A 21,704-nucleotide genomic window follows, 5' to 3' on the forward strand; every position below is an offset into this window, starting at 1 on the left:
CGTACGAACCGCCACGCGAACCCGAACCGGAGCCCGAGCCGCCACCGTACGAACCGCCACGCGAACCCGAACCGGAGCCCGAGCCGCCACCGTACGAACCGCCACGCGAACCCGAACCGGAGCCCGAGCCGCCACCGTACGAACCGCCGCCGTACGAGCCGCCGCGCGAGCCGGAGCCCGAGCCCGAACCCGAGCCGCCCCGACCGCCGCCGCTGCCGCCGTAGGAGCCGCCCCGACCCCCGCCCTGTCCGCCGCGACCGCTGCCGCTGCCGCCGCCGCTGCCGTTCCTGCCGTTGCCACTGCTACGCATCAAAGTGTCCGTACGTCGTTCCGTCTGGGATGTGCGGTCGTTTCGGCCGACCTCACCTCCCCCTACCGACCAGGCGTTGCCCGATCGGCCTCGCCGCTGCCGTCCGCGGCCTGCGCGACAGCGGCGGCGACCGCCTCCGCGATCATCGTGCCCTCCAGGGACTCCGCTTCCACGTCGTCGACCTCGGGCAGGAAGGGAGCGAGCTCCGGCAGCTCATCCAAGCCGCGGAGCCCCATCCGTTCCAGGAAGTAGTTCGTCGTCCGATACAGGATCGCACCTGTTTCGGGCTCGGATCCGGCCTCTTCCACCAGTCCTCGCTGTACCAGGGTACGCATCACGCCGTCACAGTTCACACCACGGACGGCGGAGACCCGCGATCTGGACACCGGCTGCCGGTAGGCGACCACCGCCAGGGTCTCCAGCGCGGCCTGGGTCAGCCGGGCCTGCTGGCCGTCCAGCAGGAAGCGGTCGACGGCCCCGGCACAGGTGTCCCGGCTGTAGAACCGCCAGCCGCCGGCCACCTGCCGCAGGTCGAAACCGCGTCCTTGGGCGGCGTACTCGGCGGCCAGCTCGCGCAGCGCTCCGGCCACCTCGGCCCGGGGCCGCTCCAGCACTCCGGCCAGCCGGTCCTCCCCGACCGGCTCGTCGACGACCATCAGGATCGCCTCCAGCTCGGCCTTCAGACCCGGCCCGACGGGCTCCTGCGCACCGGAAGTCGACGGGGCCGACTTCTGGTGCACCACCCGGGGCTCGCCGTCCGCCGGCTCCGCCACGAGCCCCGGCACCGCCGCAGGCTCCGGCACCGCCACGGGCCCCCGCGCCGCCACGGGCCCCGGCCCCGTCGGCTGGTCCGGCAGCAGCTCGAAGGCCGGTTCCAGCCATTCCTCGGCCCGCGGCCGCCCCGGCAGCCCGAGCGGGCGGCGCACCGGCCGCCCGCCGTCGTTCCCGCCACTCATCGCCGCCCGTCCTCCTCCTGGGATCGCTCCGCCTCGCCGGCGGGCCGGTCGAACTCGTCCGTCACCTCGACCGCGCCCCGGCCCTCCTCGGCCACCCAGCGCACCCGCAGCTCGCCGAGCGCCTCCGGCTGCTCGAAGGCCAGCGCCCGCTCCCGGTACAGCTCCAGCAGCGCCAGGAAGCGGGCGACCACCACCATGGTGTCCGGCGCGTCCGCGACCAGCTGCTGGAAGGAGGCCTCGCCGAGGCCGGTGAGCAGCCCGGCCACCAGCGCGGCCTGCTCGCGCACGCTCACCGGCGGGGTGTGGATGTGGTCCACGTACACCACGGGCTTCGGCTTGGGCTCCATGGCCTTGGCCGCCAGCTGGGCGAGCCGCTCCGGCCCGATGGTGATGACCACCTCGGGCAGCAGCGCCGCGTGCCGGGGCTCCAGCCCGACGGTCCGGGGCCGTCGCAGCAGCTCGGCCGCCCAGCGCTCGCCGAACAGCGCCGCCGCCCGCTTGTACGCCCGGTACTGCAACAGCCGGGCGAACAGCAGGTCGCGCGCCTCCAGCAGGGCGAGGTCCGCCTCGTCCTCGACCTCGGCCACCGGCAGCAGCCGGGCGGCCTTGAGGTCGAGCAGGGTGGCGGCCACCACCAGGAACTCGGTCGCCGCGTCCAGGTCCCAGTCCGGGCCCATCGCCCGGATGTGCGCCAGGAACTCGTCCGTCACGGTGGCCAGTGCCACCTCGGTGACGTCCAGCTTGTGCTTGGCGATCAGGCCGAGCAGCAGGTCGAAGGGGCCCTCGAAGTTGTCCAGCCGTACCCGGAAGCCGCCCCGGGACTCCTCCTCGGTGGCGTTCGCGGCGCTGGCGGCTGGTTCGACGGTGCTCGGCATGACGGTCCATCTTCGCCCGACCGCACCGGCCGCCCCGCCCGGGAGCGGCCGACACGCCGCCCACGGCCCTCGGGCCCGGCCCCGGCACGCCCCTGCGGGCGCCCTACCGGCCGCGCAGCCGCCGGACCAGGATCGAGGCCTCGCCGCGCTGCTCCAGGTCCGCCAGGACGACCGCGATGGCCTCCCGGACTATCCGCCCGCGGTCCACGGCCAGGCCGTGCTCGCCGCGCAGCACCAGCCGGGCGTGCTCCAGGTCCATGAGCTCCTCGGCGGAGACGTACACGGTGATCTTCTCGTCGTGCCGCTCGCGACCGCTCGGGCGGCGCGGCGCGCGGCCGCGCGGCCGGGCCCGGCCGGCGGCGCCCGCCTGCTCCTCGGGGGCACCGGCGTGGGTGCGGCCGGCCGGCGCGGCGGCGGCACCGCGGCCGCCGGTCACGGTCGGCCCGGCCTGGGCGGCGCCCTGGGGCCCGCCGGCTCGCTGGGCGGGCGGCTGCGCGGGCGACGGCACCGCGGTGGCCGACTGCTGCTCCTGCGGCGCCTGCCGGCCGTCCTGGGCCCCCGTGGCGGCCTCGGTGCCCTCGGCGCCGTCCGTGCCGTTGACGGTCCGCGCGGTCTCCGGTCTGGATGCCTCGGCGGCCGGACGCGGCGCGAGGGACGGCGACAGCGCCATCCCGCCGGTGGTCCGGAACAGCTCGTCGGCACCCGGGAGACTCACTCGGCGGGGCGGCACCGGTCGAGCACCTCCCTGGCGAGCTGGCGGTAGGCGGCGGCACCGACCGAGTTGGTCGCGTACGTCGTGATCGGCTCGCCGGCGACGGTGGTCTCCGGGAAGCGCACGGTCCGCCCGATGACGGTGTGGAAGACGTGCTCGCCGAACGCCTCGACGACCCGGGCCAGCACCTCACGGCTGTGCACGGTGCGCGAGTCGTACATGGTCGCGAGGATGCCGTCCAGGCGCAGCTCGGGGTTGAGCCGCTCGCACACCTTCTCGATGGTCTCGGTCAGCAGCGCGACGCCGCGCAGCGCGAAGAACTCGCACTCCAGCGGGACGATCACGCTGTGAGCGGCCGTCAGCGCATTGACCGTCAGCAGGCCCAGCGAGGGCTGGCAGTCGATGATGACGTAGTCGTAGTCCGGCAGCAGCGGCTTCAGGGCGCGCGCCAGCGCGGACTCCCGGGCCACCTCGCTGACCAGCTGCACCTCGGCGGCGGAGAGGTCGATGTTGGAGGGCAGCAGGTCCATGCCGGGGACGGCGGTCTTCAGCAGCACCTCATCGGCCGTCAGGCCCCGCTCCATGAGCAGGTTGTAGACGGTGACGTCGAGCTCCATCGGATTGACGCCGAGGCCGACCGAGAGCGCGCCCTGCGGGTCGAAGTCGACGAGCAGCACCCGGCGGCCGTATTCGGCCAGCGCCGCGCCCAGGTTGATGGTCGACGTGGTCTTGCCGACGCCGCCCTTCTGGTTGCACATGGCGATGATCTGGGCGGGGCCGTGCTCGGCGACCGGCGCGGGGATCGGGAAGTACGGCAGCGGACGGCCGGTCGGGCCGACCCGCTCGCGGCGCTGGCGCGCGGCGTCGGGGGCCAGCGTGGCGGCGTACTCCGGGTCCGGCTCGTACTCGGCGTCCGGGTCGTCGTAGGCGCCGTAGGCGAACTCGCCGTAGGCCAGGCCGTAGGCCGCCAAGTCGGCGTCGTGATCGGTCACCGTGGTCACCTGCGCTGTGTTCTGGCGTGCTTCGAAGGTACGGAGTGCGACCGAGCCGACCTCGGCCGAGCCCACGGAGGGCTGCCGGGCCCCGGACTCCTCACTCGGCTGGCCGGCGGTGAGCTCCGCCAGTCCTGGCTGACCACCCCCGGGAGCAATTGTCGACTCATTCACAAGTCGTCTTACCTCCTTGGGCATCCAGGACTCTATGTCGATTCGTCAGCGTGGCAGCATGCCGACGGTTTGCGACTCTAGGCCGTTCAAGGCGTTCGCAGCAACACAATCCACGGTAGTGGGCACGATGTGTCGACTATCGGGCGGGCTGCTGTCAAGGGATGAGCGGGCCTATGACCCTAACGTTTCTGCGGGTGGCCGAGGGTCGGGCGACACGACCCGTGGAAATTGACGACAGAGCGACCCGCCCGGTCCGACCGGTGTTCACGGGCACGGCGAAGCCCCCGACCCGAACGGATCGGGTCGGGGGCGAACGACCGCTGTGCGGTCAGGGAGTTCAGGCGAGCACGGTCTCCACGGTGACCGACTCCAGGCCGAAGGCCTCGGCCACGGCCGGGAAGGTGATCTGGCCCTCGTGGACGTTCAGGCCCTTGGCGAGCGCCGCGTCACGGCGCAGCGCCTCCTTCCAACCGCGGTTGGCCAGCTCCAGCACGTACGGCATGGTGGCGTTGGTCAGCGCGTAGGTGGAGGTGTTCGGGACGGCACCCGGCATGTTGGCCACGCAGTAGAAGACCGAGTTGTGGACCTGGAAGGTCGGGTCGTCGTGCGTGGTCGCGTGCGAGTCCTCGAAGCAGCCGCCCTGGTCGATGGCGATGTCGACGAGCACGGAGCCCGGCTTCATGCGGGAGACCAGCTCGTTGGTGACCAGCTTCGGGGCCTTGGCGCCCGGGATCAGCACGGCGCCGATGACCAGGTCGGCGTCCAGGACGGCCTTCTCCAGCTCGAAGGAGTTGGACATGATGGCCTTGATCTGGGTGCCGAAGATCCGGTCGGCCTCGCGCAGCTTGTTGATGTCGCGGTCCAGCAGGGTCACGTCGTAGCCCATGCCGATGGCGATGGTGGCCGCGTGCCAGCCGGAGACGCCACCGCCGATGACGACGGCCTTGGCCGGGTGGGTGCCGGGCACGCCGCCGGGCAGCACGCCGCGGCCGCCGGCCGGACGCATCAGGTGGTACGAGCCGACCTGCGGGGCCAGTCGGCCCGCGACCTCGGACATCGGGGCGAGCAGCGGCAGCGCGCCGTTGCCCAGCTGCACGGTCTCGTACGCGATGGCGGTGGTGCCGGAGGCGACCAGCGCGTCGGTGCCGGCGCGGTCGGCCGCCAGGTGCAGGTACGTGAAGAGGGTCTGGCCCTTCCGCAGCCGGTGGTACTCGGAGGCGATGGGCTCCTTGACCTTCAGCAGCAGGTCGGCGGTGGCCCACACCTCGTCGGCGGTGGGGAGGATGGTGGCGCCGGCGGCCACGTACTCCTCGTTGGGGATCGAGGAGCCGAGACCGGCGTTGTCCTCGATGTAGACCTCGTGTCCGTTGCGGACCAGCTCATGCACGCCGGCGGGCGTGATGGCCACGCGGTACTCGTGGTTCTTGACCTCGCGGGGGATGCCGACCTTCACGACTGAACACGTCCTCTTGCCATGGGGGTCCCGACCGGAGAAGACCGGTGGGCGACGCGCACGTGGGGAAGCCTCCGGGCATGCCGGGGCATGGGGATCGCTGCGCGACTGAGTTCGAGTGTAATGAAGCCCAGGCGGCCTGTCAGCCTTCCAAATCGAATAATTTCGACGAACACATTGGCAGGTTCGTAGGCTTCCACAGGAACTTACCTGCCATAGGTGCCGTAACCGGGCACTTTCGACGATACCTCCGAAAGCACCCTCACCACCCGGCGTCGACGCGTTCCCGCAGGTCCGCGAGGGCCGCACCGACGGCCTCCCGGCCGCGCTCGTCGCCGATCCGGCGCAGCACGGCCAGCGCGGCCCGGTACTCCCGGTCGGCCTCCTCGAAGCGGCGCTGCGCGGTGTGCGCCTCGGCCACCCGGGCCAGCAGCCGGGCCTCCGCCGCGTGGTCCCCCAGCGACTGCCGCAGACCGAGCGCCCGCCCGTACCAGTCGGCGGCGCGCACCGCGTCGCCGAGCGCCCGGTGGCAGCCCGCCGCGCCCTCCAGGGCCCGGGCGCAGAGCGGTTCGTCCCCGACCGCACGGGCATGCTCCAGGGCGGCCCGGTAGTGCGCGGCCGCCTGGTCCCAGCGGCCCGCCGCCACCTGGAGGTCGCCCAGGTTGAGCAGCGCGGCCGAGGCCCGGCGGGGGCGGCCGTTGCGCTCGGCGACGGTGAGCACCAGCTCGTGCAGCCGGTAGAGGTCGGCGGGGGCGGCCGCGCCGGTCAGCGGCAGCGCCCGCAGCAGCGCGGTGACCAGCCGGCCGGCCGAGCCGTCCAGGTCGCCCTGGCCGATCGCGTCGGCCACCGCGCCGAGCAGCAGCTCCCGCTCGCCGAGCAGCCAGTCCCGGGCGTGGGCGGCCGAGTGCAGCCGCAGCGCGGCCGGCAGCGGCTCGGGGGCCGGGCCGGCGTCCGGTTCGAGCAGGGAGCGGGCGGACTCGGTGAGCCGGACCAGCCGCTCCAGCAGCCGGGCCCGGGCAAGTTCGGTCTCGGCGGGCCGGTCCTCCTTCTCCCGCAGCCGGACCAGCCGCTGGTGGAGCCGTCCGGGCACCCGGTAGCGCGGGGTGCCGTCGGCGGCCGGCGCCTCCTCGCCGAGCAGCTCCTGCTCGGCCAGCGCGGCCAGCGTCGCGGCGGCCTCCGGCACGGGGCAGCCGACCAGGGCGGAGGCGGTGCGCGGATCGGCGGTCTGGGCCGGAGCCAGGGTGAGGGTGCGCAGCATCCGCGCCTGGGCGGCCGGCAGCCCCCGGTACAGCAGGGTGAAGGCGCCCAGCAGCGGGTCGTTGTCGGGGACGGGCACCGGCTCGGCCGGCTCGGGCTCCGGCTTGACCCAGGTCGACGGGTCGCCGGCCGGCTCGGGCGTGGCCGCGGGGTCCGCGGCCTTGTCCTCGGCCGCCGTCTGCGGGCCCTCCTTCTTCTTCGGGGCCTCGGCGGTCCTCGGCGTGCGCCCGCTCTTCCCGGCCTTCGCGGCCTTCCCCGCCTTGCCGCCCTTGGCGCCCTCGGCCCCCGACTCCTCCCCCACCACCCGGTCGAGTTCGCGCGCGGCGTCGGTGACCGCGGTCTTCGGGTTGCCGCGCAGCCACCGCGCCATCAGCCGCAGCGTGGCCGGCCGGGCGGCGCAGGCCTCGGCGAGGTCGGCCCCGCCGACCGGGTCACAGAAGATCCGGGTGCCGCCCACCAGGTCGGCCAGCAGTTCGCCGGAGGCCTGCCGGTCCAGCCCGCCGAGGATCACCGGGTCGATGTCCTCGATCCCGGTGAGCGGCCCGGCCGTGGTGGCGAGCACCAGGCAGCCGGGCTCGTCGGCGAGCAGCGGCCACAGCTGCCCGGCGTCCCGGACGTCGTCGAGGAGCAGCAGCACCTTGCGCCCCGCCAGCGCCTCCCGCAGCGCCACGCCGCCCGGCTCGTCCCGCCCGTCCTCGACCGTCCCGGGCAGCGGCACGGCGGCCTGCGGGTCGAGCTGCTCCAGCAGCAGCCGGGCGGCCCGGCCGGGCGGCACCCGCCCGCCGTCCGGGGCGGACAGCCGGGCGAACAGCACGCCGTCCGGGTAGTCGGCGGCGACGGTCCGGGCGAAGCGCGCCGCCAGCGCCGTCCGGCCCGAGCCGGGGCGCCCGGCGAGCACCAGGACGGGGCAGCGTCCGCTCACCCGGCGGGCGGCCGCCGCGCGCAGCGCGGCCAGTTCGGCCCGCCGTCCGGTGAACAGCGCGGGCCCGACGGGCAGCCGGTCGAGCCCCGGGACGGCGCCGGCGGGCGCGTCGGGGCCGGAGTCCATCGTCGCCGTCTTCCTCGCCACCCGTGCCACTCCCGACGTCGTCCCGCGCTCAGCGCCCGGCGCGAAAAAGCGGACGCCCGGGACGGGCGCCCTGTCTGCGAAGCGTAGTTCGACCGTCCGGCTGATCCGAGGTGACATCCGGTCGTACGAACCGGCAAATCACCCCAAGGAATCAAGCCCGGTCGTCCGCGAACCCCGCCGGGGGCCCGAGCGGGCGGTCAGGCCTCGAAGGGGCGGGCCGACCAGGGCGCGTCCGGGCGGCGCAGCCCGTCCAGGCCGTCCGGGGAGGTCAGCGCGGCGTGCACGGCGAGGGTGCCGGTGATCAGGGTCGGGTTGTGCAGCTGCCCGGCCTGGATCAGCCGGATCAGTTCGGGCACGGGCACCCAGGCGACCTCGATCTCCAGCTCCTCGCCCTCGGCCGCGTAGCGCTCGCCCTCGGCGGCCGACAGGTCGGTGGCCAGGAACATCCGCAGCGCCTCGTCGGTGCCGCCCGGGGAGGTGTAGTAGTCGGCGAGGATCCGCCAGGTGCCGGCCTTGCAGTGGGCCTCCTCGTACAGCTCGCGCCGGGCGGCGTGCCACGGGTTCTCACCGGGAACGTCGAGCAGGCCGGCCGGCAGCTCCCAGAGCCGCTGGCGGACGGGGTGGCGGTACTGGCGCAGGACCAGCACCCGCTGCTTGTCGTCCAGAGCGAGCACGGAGACCGAGCCGGGGTGGGTCTGGTAGTCGCGGCGGGCCCAGCTGCCGTCGGGCATCCGGACCTCCTCGCTGCGCACGCCGGTGACCTTGCCCTGGAACGGCGTGCTGCCGCCCCGGACCTCCCACGCCTCGGCCGTGTCGGCGATCACCAGGTCGCTCTGCTCGTCCATCGCTCTCCCCTTTTCGTCAGTACGACACAATCTAACGCCGGACGGCGGCCCCGCGGGAATCGCGGGGCCGCCGTCCGGTGAACGACCGGGGACTACTCGCCGGCCGGGGCCGTCTTGATCTCGATGGCGGCCTTGACCAGGCCCGCGAACAGCGGGTGCGGGCGGGTCGGGCGGGACTTCAGCTCCGGGTGGGCCTGGGTGGCCACCAGGTACGGGTGCACCTCGCGCGGGTACTCGACGTACTCGACCAGGTCGCCCTTGGGCGAGAGGCCGGAGAACTGCAGGCCGGTCTTCTCCAGGTCCGCGCGGTAGGCGTTGTTGACCTCGTAGCGGTGGCGGTGGCGCTCCTCGACGTACTGCTCGCCGCCGTAGACCTCACGGACGATCGAGCCCTCGGCGAGCTTGGCCGGGTACAGGCCCAGGCGCATGGTGCCGCCCAGGTCGCCCTTGCCGTCGACGATGGCCAGCTGCTCGGCCATGGTGGAGACGACCGGGTGCTTGGCGGCCGCGTCGAACTCGGTGGAGTTGGCCTCGGGCAGGCCGGCCAGGTTGCGGGCGGCCTCGATGACCACGCACTGCAGGCCCAGGCACAGGCCCAGCAGCGGGACCTTGTTCTCGCGGGCGTAGGTGATGGCGCCGACCTTGCCGTTGACGCCGCGGTCGCCGAACCCGCCGGGGATGCAGATCGCGTCGACGTCGCCGAGCTGCGCCCGGGCGCCCTCGGGGGTCTCGCAGTCGTCCGAGGTGACCCACTTGATCTCGACCCGGGCGTTGTTGGCGAAGCCGCCGGCGCGCAGCGCCTCGGTCACCGACAGGTAGGCGTCCGGGAGGTCGATGTACTTGCCGACCAGGGCGACCTTGACGATGTGCTGCGGCTCGTGGACGCGGCGCAGCAGGTCGTCCCAGGTGGTCCAGTCCACGTCGCGGAACGGCAGGTCGAGACGCCGCACCACGTACGCGTCCAGGCCCTCGCCGTGCAGCACCTTGGGGATGTCGTAGATCGACTTGGCGTCGATGGCCGCGACCACGGCCTCCTCGTCCACGTCGCACATCAGCGAGATCTTGCGCTTGATCGCCTGCGGGACCTCGCGGTCGGCGCGCAGCACGATCGCGTCCGGCTGGATGCCGATGTTGCGCAGCGCGGCGACGGAGTGCTGGGTGGGCTTGGTCTTGAGCTCGCCCGAGGGGCCGATGTACGGCAGCAGGGAGACGTGCACGAAGAACACGTTGTCCCGGCCGACCTCGTGGCGGACCTGGCGGACGGCCTCCAGGAACGGCAGCGACTCGATGTCGCCGACGGTGCCGCCGACCTCGGTGATCACCACGTCGACGTCCTCGGTCGCCATCCGGCGGATCCGGGACTTGATCTCGTTGGTGATGTGCGGGATGACCTGGACGGTGTCGCCCAGGTACTCGCCGCGGCGCTCCTTGGCGATGACCGTCGAGTACACCTGGCCGGTGGTGACGTTCGCGGAGCCGTGCAGGTTGGTGTCGAGGAAGCGCTCGTAGTGACCGATGTCCAGGTCGGTCTCGGCGCCGTCGTCCGTGACGAAGACCTCACCGTGCTGGAACGGGTTCATGGTGCCCGGGTCCACGTTGAGGTAGGGGTCGAGCTTCTGCATCGTCACGCGCAGGCCGCGGGCCTTGAGCAGCGCGCCGAGGCTGGAGGCGGTCAGCCCCTTGCCGAGCGAAGAGGCGACACCCCCGGTGACGAAGAGGTGCTTGGTCGTCACGGCGCGGCCGTTCGCTGCCTTGCCGGAATGGGGCTGTGCCAAGAGGGGGCTCCCGTGGGTCGCGTGTCGAAGTGACGTGGGCGGGAGGCTCGCGGCTCGCCGGGCGACGGGAGACCGGGCAGGTGCACGGCGCTCGAAGGGTCGTCGATTCGGCTGGTCCGGGGCGTTTTGATCCCGCCGGTCCACGGGATACCAGGGTAACAGTGACCGGACCGGGACGCCTTTCGGCCCGCGCTCGGCACTCCGGGAGCGTGCGCCGGGCGCACCACCAGCGCATCATCCGCCGCAGGAGTCACACCGGTCGCACCACCCACCGGACCGGGCCAGCCGGGGCGCTCCGTCCGGGCCATCCCGGCTCCTCCGTTACGGCCACCCGGAGCTGATCCTTCCGGACCATCCTGCGCCGCGCCCCAGCAATGCACGGCATTTCCGCCGAATTGCGGCGCCACACGGGGCTGCGCCCGCGTGCTTCGCCCCTTTCGTCCGTCGTAAGCTGCACGGACGCATCGCGACAGCACGAGCACGCGGAGGGCGTGGGAGCGTCAGGACACTCCCGGTCCCCGATGCGCGACCGGACCTCCCCGTAATCCCAGCTCCTCCCCACCCACCCTCAGGGGCTCGACAGAGCCCCGCGCGGACACTCCAGCAAGGCCCGCCACCACCCCCGGCGGGCCGGACGTCCCGGGGTGAACCTCCGGCCCCGCAGACCGCTCGCTCCCCCGTTCGCCGATGCCCTGACCACATTGCGAACTGGAGATCCACGTGGCCGGCCGTATCGAGGACTACGCACTCATCGGGGACATGCAGACCGCTGCCCTGGTCAGCAGGGACGGGGCGGTGGACTGGCTCTGCCTCCCCCGCTTCGACTCGCCGGCGGTGTTCGCCGGCCTGCTCGGCACCGATGAACACGGCTTCTGGCGGATCGGCCCGGTCGAGGCCGTCGTGACCGAGGCCGTCGCTCCGGAGGCCGGCGCCCCGGCCACCACGCCCGCCACGGTCGGCCTGCCCCGCTTCACCGACACCGCCGACCTGCGCGTCCCCCCGCCCACCGCCGCCGCCCCCGCCGTGCCCGCCGACCGGCGCCGCTACCGGGGCGACTCGCTGATCCTGGAGCAGGAGTGGGACGCCCAGGACGGCACCGTCCGGGTGATCGACTTCATGCCGCCGCGCCCACTGGCCGGCCGGGACTCCGTCCCCCAGGTGATCCGGATCGTCGAGGGCGTGTCCGGCACCGTGCGGATGCGCTCGGCGCTGCGGATGCGCTTCTCGTACGGCCGGATCGTCCCCTGGGTGCACCGGGTCGAGCAGGCCGACGGCGGCCACCGCACCGTCGCCGTCGCCGGGCCCGACTCGGTCTGGCTGGACGGCGAGGCCGAGACCTACGGGCGCGACCTCACCACCTACGCCGACTTCACCGTCCGGGCCGGCGAGCGGATCGCCTTCGCCCTCACCTGGCAGGCCTCCCACCTGGAGCCCCCGGCCGTCCCCGACGCCGAGGCGATGCTCGACGCCACCGCCGACTTCTGGCACGACTGGGCCGACCAGTGCACCTACCAGGGCCCCTACCGGGAGGCCGTGATCCGCTCGCTGATCACCCTCAAGGGCCTCACCTACGCCCCCACCGGCGGCATCGTCGCCGCCCCCACCACCTCGCTGCCCGAGGACATCGGCGGCGAGCGCAACTGGGACTACCGCTACACCTGGCTGCGCGACGCCGCGATCACCCTCTCCTCACTGCTGCGCACCGGCTACCGCGAGGAGGCCCGCGCCTGGCGCGAGTGGCTGCTGCGCGCGGTCGCCGGCGACCCGGAGAACCTGCAGATCATGTACGGCATCGCCGGCGAGCGGGAACTCACCGAGTCCTCGCTGGACTGGCTGCCCGGCTACGAGGGCTCGCAGCCCGTCCGGATCGGCAACGGCGCCGCCGGACAGCTCCAACTCGACGTCTACGGCGAGGTGGTGGAGGCCCTGCACCTGGCCCACATGACCGGCCTGGTCCGCAACGACCACGCCCACCACCTCCAGCTGCGGCTGATCGAGTACCTGGAGGACCACTGGCAGAACCCGGACGAGGGCATCTGGGAGGTCCGCGGCCCTCGCCGGCACTTCGTCCACTCCAAGGTGATGGCCTGGGTCGCCGTCGACCGCACCATCAAGCTGCTGGAGCAGACCCCCGAGGACGCCCCCTCCGAGGGCCACCTGGAGCGCTGGCGCGAACTGCGCGACACCATCCACCGGGACGTCTGTGAGAGGGGCTACGACCCGGAGCGCAACACCTTCACCCAGTACTACGGCGGCCGGGAGCTGGACGCCTCGCTGCTGCTCATCCCCCAGGTCGGCTTCCTGCCGCCGGACGACAAGCGGGTGATCGGCACCATCGAGGCCATCCAGCGCGAACTGTCCACCGAGGACGGCTTCGTGCTGCGCTACCCGACCCACGACGAGTCCGGCAACAACGTCGACGGCCTGTCCGGCCACGAAGGCGCCTTCCTGGCCTGCTCGTTCTGGCTGGCCGACGACCTCGCCATGATCGGCCGGGTGCAGGAGGCCCGCGAACTGTTCGACAAGCTGCTGTCGCTGCGCAACGACGTCGGACTGCTCGCCGAGGAGTGGGACCCGCGGCTCAAGCGCCAGGTCGGCAACTTCCCGCAGGCCTTCAGCCACGTCCCGCTGATCGACACCGCGCTGCGGCTGACCGCCTGCGGCGCGGCCTACCTGTCGCCCCAGCCGGACGGCCCGCCCGCCGACCGCGTCGAACAGCTGACGGTCTGAGGCGTGTCCGACGATTCCCGCCGGGCGCGCGAACCGTCGGACACGCACTAACCGCGCTGCACCAACTCGTCGTAGGTGCTGAGCACTTGGGCGACGGTGGCGGCCTCGTCCGGCCAGGTCTCGGCCTGCTGCCGGCCGGCCGCCACCAGCCGCTCGCGGCGGGCCGGGTCGGCGAGCAGCTCGCGCACCGCCCGTCCGAGCGCCGCCGGGTCGCCGGGCGGTACCAGCACGGCGGCGTCGCCGACCAGTTCGGGGATGCCGCCGACGGCGGTGGCGACCACCGGCAGGCCGGCCCGCATCGCCTCCTGGACCACCAGCGAGCGGGCCTCCCAGCGGCTGGAGACCACCACCACGTCGGCGGCGGCCAACAGGTCCGGCACATCGGTGCGGTAGCCGAGCAGACGCACCGGCAGCTTCTCGGCGGCCACCCGCTCGCGCAGCGGGCCCGCCTCCGGGCCGTCCCCGGCGAGCAGCAGCAGCGGCTCGGGGTCCAGCGCGGACAGCTCGCCGGTGGCGTCCAGCAGCGTCCCGAAGGCCTTCTGCGGGACGAGCCGGCCGACCGCGAGCACCAGCGGACGGTCCGGGCCGTCGCCGAGCAGCGCGGCCCGGGCCTCGGCCCGGCCGAGCCGGCCCTCGGGCATCGGCGGGGCCGCCACCGGGCCCAGCCGGGCGTCGGTGGCGCCCAGTTCACGCGCCCGGGCGACCAGGTCAGAGGAGGCACCGAGGACGAGGTCGGCGGCGCGCGCCACCCGGCGCTCCATCAGCCGCTGCAGCCGCCGCTCCATGCCGGTGGCCAGCAGCGCGTGGTGCGAGGTGACCACCAGCGGGGTCTCCGGCCGCAGGCCCGGGAAGCGGCCGGCGGTGCGCAGCGCGAGGTCGGACAGCAGTCCGGCGCGCAGCCCGTGGGCGTGCACCACGTCGGCGCCGGTGAAGGCCCGGCGCAGCTCGCCGATCGCGGTGGCGTCGCTGCGGGCCCCCGCGGTGGGGGTGATGTCGACGGTGTGGAACCGCGCGCCGGTGCGGGAGAAGCCGAACAGCGCGTCCGTGCCGGCCGGTGCGCAGACCGTGACGGTCACCCCGTGCGCGACCAGGCCCTGGGCCAGGGAACGCACGTGCGCACCGATGCCGCCGGTGCTGGCGGCCAGGACGAGTACCACCTGCAGCTGCCCCGGTTCCGGGGCGGCCGTGGTGGCCCGGGCGGCGGAATGGTCCACGTCGTCTCGCATCCGACTCGATCAGGTTCGCGCACCGCTTCGCGAGGATTGCCCGCCCGGCGGCGCTCGGGACTGGAAAGCCAGTGTCCAGCCGCCACCATGCCAGGTCGGCGGCCCTCTTGGACAGTCGGCGCCACCGGGGGCGCGTCGCCGTCCTGCGGGGGAGAGCCGCCGGTCCCGGCTACCGGTGGCGGGGGGCCCGGGCGGTGGCCAGCAGCTCCTCGGCGTGGGCCCGGCCCAGCTCCGAGTCCTCCAGGCCGGCCAGCATCCGGGAGAGTTCGCGCACCCGCTCCTCGTCGTTCAACAGCTTGACCCCGGAACGGGTCACGGTGCCGTCGTTGGTCTTCTCCACCACCAGGTGCCGGTCCGCGAACGCGGCGACCTGCGGCAGGTGGGTGACCACCACGACCTGGGCGGATTCGGCCAGTTTGGCCAGTCGGCGGCCGATCTCGACCGCCGCCTTGCCGCCGACGCCCGCGTCCACCTCGTCGAACAGGTAGGTGGGGACGGGGTCGGCGCCCGCGAAGACCACCTCGACGGCGAGCATCACCCGGGACAGCTCACCGCCCGAGGCGCCCTTGGCGATCGGGCGCGGCTGGGCGCCCGGGTGCGGGGCGAGCAGCACCTCGACCTCGTCCACGCCGTGCGGCCCGTACGCGACGGTGCGTCCGTCCAGCTCGATGCCGGCCAGGTCGTCGACCCGGGTGATCGAGAAGGTCACCCGGGCGTGCGGCATGGCGAGTTCGGCGAGTTCGGCGGAGACGGCCGCGGCGAAGCGCCCGGCGGCGGCCTGCCGGGCGGCCGACACCTCGGCCGCCAGTTCGGCCAACTCGGCCCGCAGTTCGGTCTCCTGGGCGCCGAGCTGGTCGATCCGCTCGTCGTCGCCGTCGAGTTCGGCGAGCCGGTCGGAGCCGGCCTCGGCCCAGGCGATCACCTCGGCGAGGCTGTTCTCCTCACCGCCGTACTTGCGCAGCAGCTGGGCCAGGACGGCCCGGCGGTCCTCGACCGCGGACAGCCGCACCGGGTCGGCGTCCAGGTCGTCGGCGTAGCCGGCCAGGTCCCCGGCGACGTCGGCCAGCAGGTAGCCGACCTCGTTCAGCCGGTCGGCGAGGGCGGCGAGGCGCTCGTCGTGGTGGCGTACGGCGTCCAGGGCGCGCCGGGACTGGGCGAGCAGGGTGCCCGCGTCCAGCGCCTCCGGGTCGGCCGGGTCGCCGGCCAGGGCGGCGTGGGCGAGGGTCGCCGCGGAGGACAGCGCGTCGGCGTGGCCGAGCCGCTCGGCCTCGGCGGACAGCTCGACGTCCTCCCCGGCCACCGGCTCGGCGGCGGCGATCTCGTCCAGGCCGAAACGGAGCAGGTCGGCCTCCTGGGCGCGCTCGCGGGCCCGGGTGGTCAGCTCCTCCAGGGTGGCCGCGACCTCGCGCAGGGCGCGGTAGGTCTCCCGGTAGCGGGCCAGCGGCTCGGCCACCGTCGCACCCGCGTAGCGGTCCAGCGCGCCGCGCTGGCGGGCCGGGCGCAGCAGCCGCTGCTGGTCGGTCTGGCCGTGCACGGCGATCAGGTCCTCGCCGAGCTCGGTGAGCAGCCCGACCGGGACGGCCCGTCCGCCGACGTACGCCCGGGAGCGGCCTTCGGCGGAGACGGTCCGGCTGATCAGCAGGGCTCCGTCGTCCAGTTCGGCCCCGGCCTCGACGGCGCGGGCCGCCACCGGGGAGTCTGCGGGCAGCTCCAGCCGGCCCTCCACCACGGCGCGTCCGGCGCCGTGGCGCACCAGGCCGGGGTCGGCGCGCCCGCCGAGCAGTAGGCCGAGGCTGGTCACGACCATGGTCTTGCCGGCCCCGGTCTCACCGGTCACGGCGGTGAAGCCGGGGGCCAGCTCGACCACCGCGTCGTCGATGACCCCAAGATCCCGTATCCGCATCTCGTCCAACACGGAGACGACCTTACGAGGTTCCGCCCCCGGAGCGCGACGAGCGGCAACGGCGCGCGGCAACTCCGTGCCGCCAAGTTCATCCGTTCCGGGAGTTTTGGGCGGCGGTGGGCACCGTGCACCACGGCAGGAAAAGCTGCACCAGCGGGCCGATGAGCAGCGCGTACAGCACCGTGCCGACCCCGGCGGTGCCGCCGAGCAGCAGCCCGACGGCCAGGACGGTGACCTCGATGCCGGTGCGGATCAGCCGCAGCGAGCGGCCGGTGCGCCGGTGCAGGCCGGTCATCAGGCCGTCGCGCGGACCGGGGCCGAGCCGGGCGCCGATGTAGAGGCCCGAGGCCAGGCCGTTGAGCACGATCGCGGCGGCCGTCAGCGCGGCCCGGGCGGGCAGGCCGTGCGGTCCGCCGACCAGCCGCAGGGTGAGGTCCATCGCCGCGCCGATCACCAGCACGTTGGCGACGGTGCCCACCCCCGGGCGCTGGCGCAGCGGGATCCACAGCAGCAGGACGAGGGCGCCGCAGATGGTCACCCAGGCGCCCACGGTGAGGCCGAGCACCCGCTGCAGGCCCTGGTGGAAGACGTCCCAGGGGTCGAGGCCCAGGCCCGAGCGGAGCATCAGCGCCATGCTCACCCCGTACAGGGTGAGGCCGACGGCGAGCTGCGGGAAGCGGCGGCCCAGCGCGTGGGTGTCGCCGAGGACGCGCACGGCGAGCCCCGGCCGGGCGGGCTCCACCGGCGGGGCGGCGGGCGCCGACGTGGACGGGGATGTGGACGGGGACGTGGGTGCGGTGGTGGTGGCCACTGGAGCTCCTGCGGGCGGTGCTGCACCCCCGGGGTCGGCCCGGGCGATGGCGGCTCGACGGCCGCCCTGCCATGATGAACAGTCCAATACGGCCCACGACAGGGCCAATCCCGAGCAAGTGGACTGATGAGGCCATGGCCGACTGGCACACCACCGTCACCCCGCCCGCACTGGCCCGGCTGCTCGCCACCGCCCGGCTCCCCGACCCGGCCACCGCGCGCCGACCGGCCTACCGCACCCTCGCCGGGCAGATCCGGCTGCTGGTCACCGACGGCCGGCTGCCGGTCGGCGCCCGGCTGCCCGCCGAGCGCGAACTCGCCTCCGCCCTGGAACTCAGCCGCACCACCGTCGCCACCGCCTACGAGACCCTGCGCGGCGACGGCTACCTGCTCAGCCGCCGCGGCGCCGGCAGCTGGACCGCCCTGCCCGAGGGCGCCTCGCCGCCCGGCGACGCCCTGCACCCCGTCCCGCCGGACGAGCAGGGCCGGATCCTGGACCTCGGCGTCGCCGCCCTGCCCGCCCCCCAGCCCTGGCTCGGCCGGGCCGCCGCCCGGGCCGTCGAACTGCTGCCGCACTACGCCGCCGGGCACGGCCACTACCCGACCGGCGTCCCGGTGCTGCGCGAGGCCGTCGCCCGCCGCTACACCGAGCGCGGACTGCCCACCACCCCCGACCAGATCCTCGTCACCACCGGCGCGATGGGCGGGCTGCACCTGGTCCAGCGGGTCCTGGTCGGCCGCGGCGACCGGGTCGCCGTGGAGGCCCCCAGCTACGCCCACACCCTCCAGGCGCTGCGCCTCACCGGGGCGCGCCTGGTGCCGGTCCCGTACACCTCCGGAGGCGGCCGGGCGCGTTGGGACCTCGAGGAGTGGCAGCGGGTGCTGCGCGGGGCCGCCCCCAAGGTCTCGTACGTCATCCCGGACTTCCACAACCCGACCGGTGCGCTGATCGACGAGGAGCAGCGCCGCCGGCTGCTGGCCGCCGCCCGGGCCGCCGGGAGCATCGTGCTGGTGGACGAGACCACCGCCGAACTCGGCTGGGGCGTACCGGAGTCCACACCGCTGCCGCGCCCGATGGCGGCCCTGGACCGCTCCGCCCAGGTGGTCACCGTCGGCTCGGCCGGCAAGCTGCTCTGGGGCGGGCTGCGGATCGGCTGGGTCCGGGCCGCGCCCGCGCTGGTGCGCCGGCTGGCCACCGAGCGGGTCTACAGCGACGTCGGCACCCCGGTGCTCGACCAGCTGATCGCCGCCGAACTGCTGGGCGAGCCGCTGCCCGAGGTCCGCGCCCACCAGCTGGACCGGCTACGGGCCACCGCGCACGCCTTCGCCGCCGCGCTGTCCGAGCGGCTGCCCGAGTGGAGCTTCCCGCCGCCGCCCGGCGGCCTCGCGCTCTGGGTCAACACCGCCGGCCTGTCCGGCGCGGCGCTGGCCCAGGCCGGCGAGCACGCCGGGATCCGGATCGCCGCGGGCAACCGGTTCGGCTCGGACGGCGCCTTCGAGCACCACATCCGGATCCCGCTCACCGTGCCCGCCCCGGCCGTCCCCGCCGCCGTCGAACGGCTGGCCGCGGTGGCCGACCGCGCCGCGGCGGGCGGCCGGCTCGTCCCGGCCGACGAGGGCCAGGCCCTGGCGGTCTGAGCGATCCGACGGACCGTCAGCAGGGAGTGTTCGAACGGCCGCGCCAACCCGTCACCGGGAGCGCGAACTTGGCCACCAGCCGGTCGGTGAACGGCGCCCGGTGCAGCCGGGCCAGCCGCACCGGCGTCTGCCCCCGGCGCACCTCCACCCGTGCGCCGGCGGGCAGTTCGACCGAACGCCGCCCGTCGCACCAGAGCACCCCGTGCGGGGTCTTGGGCTGCACCTCGACGGCCAGCACCGAGTCCGGCGACGTCACCAGCGGCCGGGCGAACAGCGCGTGCGCGGAGATCGGCACCATCAGCAGCGCCTCCACCTCCGGCCACACCACCGGCCCGCCGCCCGAGAACGCGTACGCCGTCGAACCGGTCGGCGTCGCGCAGACCACCCCGTCGCAGCCGAAGTTGGAGACCGGACGGCCGTCCACCTCGGTCACCACCTCCAGCATCCGCTCCCGGGACGCCTTCTCGATCGACGCCTCGTTCAACGCCCAGTCCTGGTGCACCACATCGCCGTTGGTCCGGACGATGACGTCGATCGTCATCCGCTCCTCGACCTCGTAGTCGGCGTCCACCACCCGCTCGACCACCACCGCCAGGTCGTCCCGCTCGGCCTCGGCCAGGAAGCCGACCCGGCCGAGGTTGATCCCCAGCATCGGCAGCCCGTGCGAGCGCGCCAGCTCCGCGCCGCGCAGCAGCGTGCCGTCGCCACCGGCGACCAGGATCAGCTCGCAGCCGTCCGCCGCGCCCGGCCCCTCGGCCACCTTCTCGACCCCGTCCGGCAGGTCGAGGTCCACCGCCTCGGTCTCCAGCAGCCTGATCCGGAGCCCCGCCTTCAGCAGCCCGTGCACCAAGCTCTCGACGCTGCGCAGCGCCGCCTCCCGGCCGGTGTGCGCGATCAGGAAGACCGTCCGTTCTTCATCGCTCATGCCGCTGCCCTCTCCCTACGCCTGCCGGGTCGCCCTCGGCCCGGTGTGGCCCCGCCATCCAGCATGGCGGGCCGGACGCTCGCAGAGCACCCTACCGGGGCCCTTCCGCCACGGCCCGGTCCGCGTCCGCGGGGTCCAGCTGCGGGGCGTCCCGGCGCATCCAGAGGAAGTACTCGACGTTCCCGGACGGCCCCGGCAGCGGGCTCGCGGTGACGGCGCGCACGCCGAGCCCCAGCTCCCACGCCTGGCCGGCCACCTGGCGCACCATCTCGGCGCGCAGCTGCGGGCTGCGCACCACTCCGCCGCTGCCCAGCCGCTCCTTGCCGATCTCGAACTGCGGCTTGACCATCAGCACCAGGTCCGCGTCCGCGGCCGCGCAGGCGGCCAGCGCCGGCAGCACCAGGCCCAGCGAGATGAACGACAGGTCGCCGACCACCAGGTCGACGGGGGTGCCGCCGATCGTCTCCAGGGTCAGCTCGCGGACGTTGGTGCGGTCCATCACCGTCACCCGCTCGTCGCTCTGCAGCGACCAGGCGAGCTGCCCGTAGCCGACGTCCACCGCCAGCACGTGGGCGGCCCCCGCCCGCAGCAGGACGTCGGTGAACCCGCCGGTCGAGGCGCCCGCGTCCAGCGCCCGGCGGCCCTGGACCACCAGGCCCTGCGGCACGAAGGCCGCGAACGCCCCGGCGAGCTTGTGCCCGCCGCGCGAGACGTAGTCGGGGTCGTTGTCGTCCTTGGCCACCACGACCGCCGCCGCGGTCTCCACCTGGGTGGCCGGCTTGGTCGCGGTGGTCCCACCGACGGTCACCCGGCCGGCCGCGATCAGCTCGGACGCGTGCTCACGCGATCGGGCCAGCTTGCGGCGGACCAGCTCCGCGTCGAGTCGGCGTCGTGCCACTGCCACTGGTGTTTCAGCTCCTACGAGTCCTGCGGATCATTCCTGGTCGAGCGCGGCCAGCGTGTCGGCGAGCCGCTGGTGAACATCTTCGTACACCGCGACGTGTGCCTCGGCCGGGACCCCGTCCAGAGCCTCCAGCCGGTCCAGCCCGGCGTCCACCCCGGGGTGCCCGGTGGGCAGCAGTTCGACGCCGAGCGGCTCGACCGCGCCGACCGCCGCGACCGGCTCGAACGCCTCCGCCACGTCTGCGGACGTGCTCGGCTCACTCCTCCCGGACATCGGGCTTCTTCGTGCTGGTGGCCTTGCGGACGGTGGTCTTCTTCGTCGCCGTGCGCTTGGCCGGGGCCCCGGGCCGGCCGTCCGCCTGGGTCCGCTGGGCGGCGGTGGTCTTCTTGACCGTGGCCTTCTTGGCGACGGTGGTCTTCTTCGCCGCGGCGCCCTTGGTGCTCGCCGGCTTCTTCGCGGCGGCCTTCTTCGCCGTCGCCCCCTCGGTCGCCGATGCCTTCCCGGCCGCAGGCTTCCCGGCCGCCGGCTTCTCCGCCGGCTTCTCGGCCACCGCCGCAGGCGTCACCGGCGGATCGACCTCGACCGGCTCGTCCACCTCCACCCGCTCCGCCACTATCGGCTCCGCAGCCACCCGCTCGTCCTCGAACTCCCAGCCGCGCCCGAACAGGTCGCCCGCCCGGGGCGCCGGCACCGGCTCCTCCGCCGGGTACCCAGCCGGGTACGGGTCCGCTCCGGGCGACGCCCCGGCCGGCTCCTCCTCGACCTCTCGCAGCTTGCTCTCCAGGTACGCCAGCACCACGCCGACCTTGGTCACCTGGTCGCCGACCCTCTCGAAGACCTTCTCGACCTCGCCCCGCGCCACCCCGACGGCCAGGTCCACCCCGGCCCGCCCGGCGGTGACGGCCTCCTCCGCCAGGGTCTGCAGCGTCTTCGCGGACGGCGGGAACTGCCCGCCCAGCTTGCGCTCGACCTCGACCACGTCGACGCCGGTCTTCTCCAGGACCGCGGCAGCCGTGTCGACGACCCGCTTGCCGACCTCCTCCACCACCACGGCGGCGGCCGCCACCGCTCCCCGCACCGTCCTCGGCAGCATCCGGGTGCCTCCTCCGCGCCTGCGCGCGTCTCGCTCCGTCGCCCTCGGTACCCGGGC

General features: G+C 74.4%; 17 protein-coding genes. 2 read left to right on the top strand and 15 right to left on the bottom strand.

Annotated elements, in window-relative coordinates; translation table 11 throughout:
• Positions 1-372: 372 nt before the first annotated feature.
• The 8 genes from scpB to ACZ3YL_RS33520 form a co-directional block, all read right to left on the bottom strand.
• Positions 373-1,050 (bottom strand): SMC-Scp complex subunit ScpB, encoded by a 678-nt coding sequence (gene scpB, locus ACZ3YL_RS33485; protein WP_317621230.1) that lies wholly within the window; start codon positions 1,048-1,050, stop codon positions 373-375.
• 212 nt (positions 1,051-1,262) lie between these two features.
• Positions 1,263-2,141 carry a segregation and condensation protein A gene (locus ACZ3YL_RS33490; RefSeq protein ID WP_188306740.1) on the bottom strand — a complete coding sequence of 293 codons (879 nt, stop codon included), beginning with the start codon at positions 2,139-2,141 and terminating at the stop codon, positions 1,263-1,265.
• A gap of 103 nt (positions 2,142-2,244) precedes the next feature.
• Positions 2,245-2,856: a hypothetical protein gene (locus ACZ3YL_RS33495; RefSeq protein WP_465661085.1), complete on the bottom strand. Its 612-nt coding sequence runs from the start codon at positions 2,854-2,856 to the stop codon at positions 2,245-2,247.
• On the bottom strand, positions 2,853-3,920 hold the full coding sequence (locus ACZ3YL_RS33500) for a ParA family protein (RefSeq protein ID WP_030245868.1): 1,068 nt from the start codon (positions 3,918-3,920) through the stop codon (positions 2,853-2,855). Before ACZ3YL_RS33500 ends, ACZ3YL_RS33495 begins: the two co-directional genes overlap by 4 nt.
• Before the next feature lie 436 nt (positions 3,921-4,356).
• Complete coding sequence (gene ald, locus ACZ3YL_RS33505; protein ID WP_188305860.1) at positions 4,357-5,472, bottom strand: alanine dehydrogenase; 1,116 nt, start codon at positions 5,470-5,472, stop codon at positions 4,357-4,359.
• A 262-nt stretch (positions 5,473-5,734) separates the two neighbouring features.
• Positions 5,735-7,798, bottom strand: coding sequence for a tetratricopeptide repeat protein (locus ACZ3YL_RS33510; protein ID WP_465661087.1), 2,064 nt, complete (start codon positions 7,796-7,798; stop codon positions 5,735-5,737).
• A gap of 197 nt (positions 7,799-7,995) precedes the next feature.
• Positions 7,996-8,643, bottom strand: coding sequence for an NUDIX domain-containing protein (locus ACZ3YL_RS33515; RefSeq protein WP_465661089.1), 648 nt, complete (start codon positions 8,641-8,643; stop codon positions 7,996-7,998).
• Positions 8,644-8,735: 92 nt separating this feature from the next.
• The gene (locus ACZ3YL_RS33520; RefSeq protein WP_223242509.1) at positions 8,736-10,418 is read right to left on the bottom strand and encodes a CTP synthase; all 1,683 of its coding nucleotides are present in this window, start codon (positions 10,416-10,418) and stop codon (positions 8,736-8,738) included.
• A gap of 720 nt (positions 10,419-11,138) precedes the next feature.
• Here ACZ3YL_RS33520 and ACZ3YL_RS33525 point away from each other — a divergent pair.
• Positions 11,139-13,148 (top strand): glycoside hydrolase family 15 protein, encoded by a 2,010-nt coding sequence (locus ACZ3YL_RS33525; RefSeq protein ID WP_465661091.1) that lies wholly within the window; start codon positions 11,139-11,141, stop codon positions 13,146-13,148.
• A 47-nt stretch (positions 13,149-13,195) separates the two neighbouring features.
• Here the strand turns inward: ACZ3YL_RS33525 and ACZ3YL_RS33530 are convergent, their stop codons facing one another.
• The 3 genes from ACZ3YL_RS33530 to yczE form a co-directional block, all read right to left on the bottom strand.
• A complete protein-coding gene (locus ACZ3YL_RS33530) occupies positions 13,196-14,374 on the bottom strand; it encodes a glycosyltransferase family 4 protein (RefSeq protein ID WP_465661093.1) in 1,179 nt (392 codons plus the stop codon).
• 169 nt (positions 14,375-14,543) lie between these two features.
• Positions 14,544-16,277, bottom strand: coding sequence for a DNA repair protein RecN (gene recN, locus ACZ3YL_RS33535; protein WP_188306182.1), 1,734 nt, complete (start codon positions 16,275-16,277; stop codon positions 14,544-14,546).
• Positions 16,278-16,365: 88 nt separating this feature from the next.
• Positions 16,366-17,019, bottom strand: a complete 654-nt coding sequence (gene yczE, locus ACZ3YL_RS33540; protein ID WP_317621179.1) for a membrane protein YczE — start codon at positions 17,017-17,019, stop codon at positions 16,366-16,368.
• 203 nt (positions 17,020-17,222) lie between these two features.
• On the opposite strand from yczE, the gene yczR reads away from it, so the two are divergent.
• Complete coding sequence (yczR, locus tag ACZ3YL_RS33545) at positions 17,223-18,725, top strand: MocR-like transcription factor YczR (protein ID WP_465661095.1); 1,503 nt, start codon at positions 17,223-17,225, stop codon at positions 18,723-18,725.
• Between the two features lie 16 nt (positions 18,726-18,741).
• Here yczR and ACZ3YL_RS33550 read toward each other — a convergent pair whose 3' ends face one another.
• The 4 genes from ACZ3YL_RS33550 to ACZ3YL_RS33565 all read right to left on the bottom strand — a co-directional run bounded on the left by ACZ3YL_RS33550 (position 18,742) and on the right by ACZ3YL_RS33565 (position 21,647).
• Positions 18,742-19,650 carry an NAD kinase gene (locus ACZ3YL_RS33550; RefSeq protein WP_188306177.1) on the bottom strand — a complete coding sequence of 303 codons (909 nt, stop codon included), beginning with the start codon at positions 19,648-19,650 and terminating at the stop codon, positions 18,742-18,744.
• A gap of 91 nt (positions 19,651-19,741) precedes the next feature.
• Positions 19,742-20,548, bottom strand: coding sequence for a TlyA family RNA methyltransferase (locus ACZ3YL_RS33555; RefSeq protein ID WP_188306183.1), 807 nt, complete (start codon positions 20,546-20,548; stop codon positions 19,742-19,744).
• A 36-nt stretch (positions 20,549-20,584) separates the two neighbouring features.
• Positions 20,585-20,827 (bottom strand): hypothetical protein, encoded by a 243-nt coding sequence (locus tag ACZ3YL_RS33560; RefSeq protein ID WP_465661097.1) that lies wholly within the window; start codon positions 20,825-20,827, stop codon positions 20,585-20,587.
• The gene (locus ACZ3YL_RS33565) at positions 20,811-21,647 is read right to left on the bottom strand and encodes a hypothetical protein (RefSeq protein WP_465661099.1); all 837 of its coding nucleotides are present in this window, start codon (positions 21,645-21,647) and stop codon (positions 20,811-20,813) included. The genes ACZ3YL_RS33560 and ACZ3YL_RS33565 overlap by 17 nt, the downstream gene beginning before the upstream one ends.
• Positions 21,648-21,704: the final 57 nt, after the last annotated feature.

It is taken from the genome of Kitasatospora sp. NPDC023176, assembly GCF_055560495.1.

Coding starts and splice junctions, on each gene's coding strand:
- ACZ3YL_RS33515 (WP_465661089.1), bottom strand. CDS start 8,643: ATGGACGAGCAGAGCGACCTGGTGATCGCCGACACGGCCGAGGCGTGG.
- yczR (WP_465661095.1), top strand. CDS start 17,223: ATGGCCGACTGGCACACCACCGTCACCCCGCCCGCACTGGCCCGGCTG.
- ACZ3YL_RS33490 (WP_188306740.1), bottom strand. CDS start 2,141: ATGCCGAGCACCGTCGAACCAGCCGCCAGCGCCGCGAACGCCACCGAG.
- ACZ3YL_RS33530 (WP_465661093.1), bottom strand. CDS start 14,374: ATGCGAGACGACGTGGACCATTCCGCCGCCCGGGCCACCACGGCCGCC.
- ACZ3YL_RS33560 (WP_465661097.1), bottom strand. CDS start 20,827: ATGTCCGGGAGGAGTGAGCCGAGCACGTCCGCAGACGTGGCGGAGGCG.
- ACZ3YL_RS33550 (WP_188306177.1), bottom strand. CDS start 19,650: ATGAGCGATGAAGAACGGACGGTCTTCCTGATCGCGCACACCGGCCGG.
- recN (WP_188306182.1), bottom strand. CDS start 16,277: ATGCGGATACGGGATCTTGGGGTCATCGACGACGCGGTGGTCGAGCTG.
- ACZ3YL_RS33565 (WP_465661099.1), bottom strand. CDS start 21,647: ATGCTGCCGAGGACGGTGCGGGGAGCGGTGGCGGCCGCCGCCGTGGTG.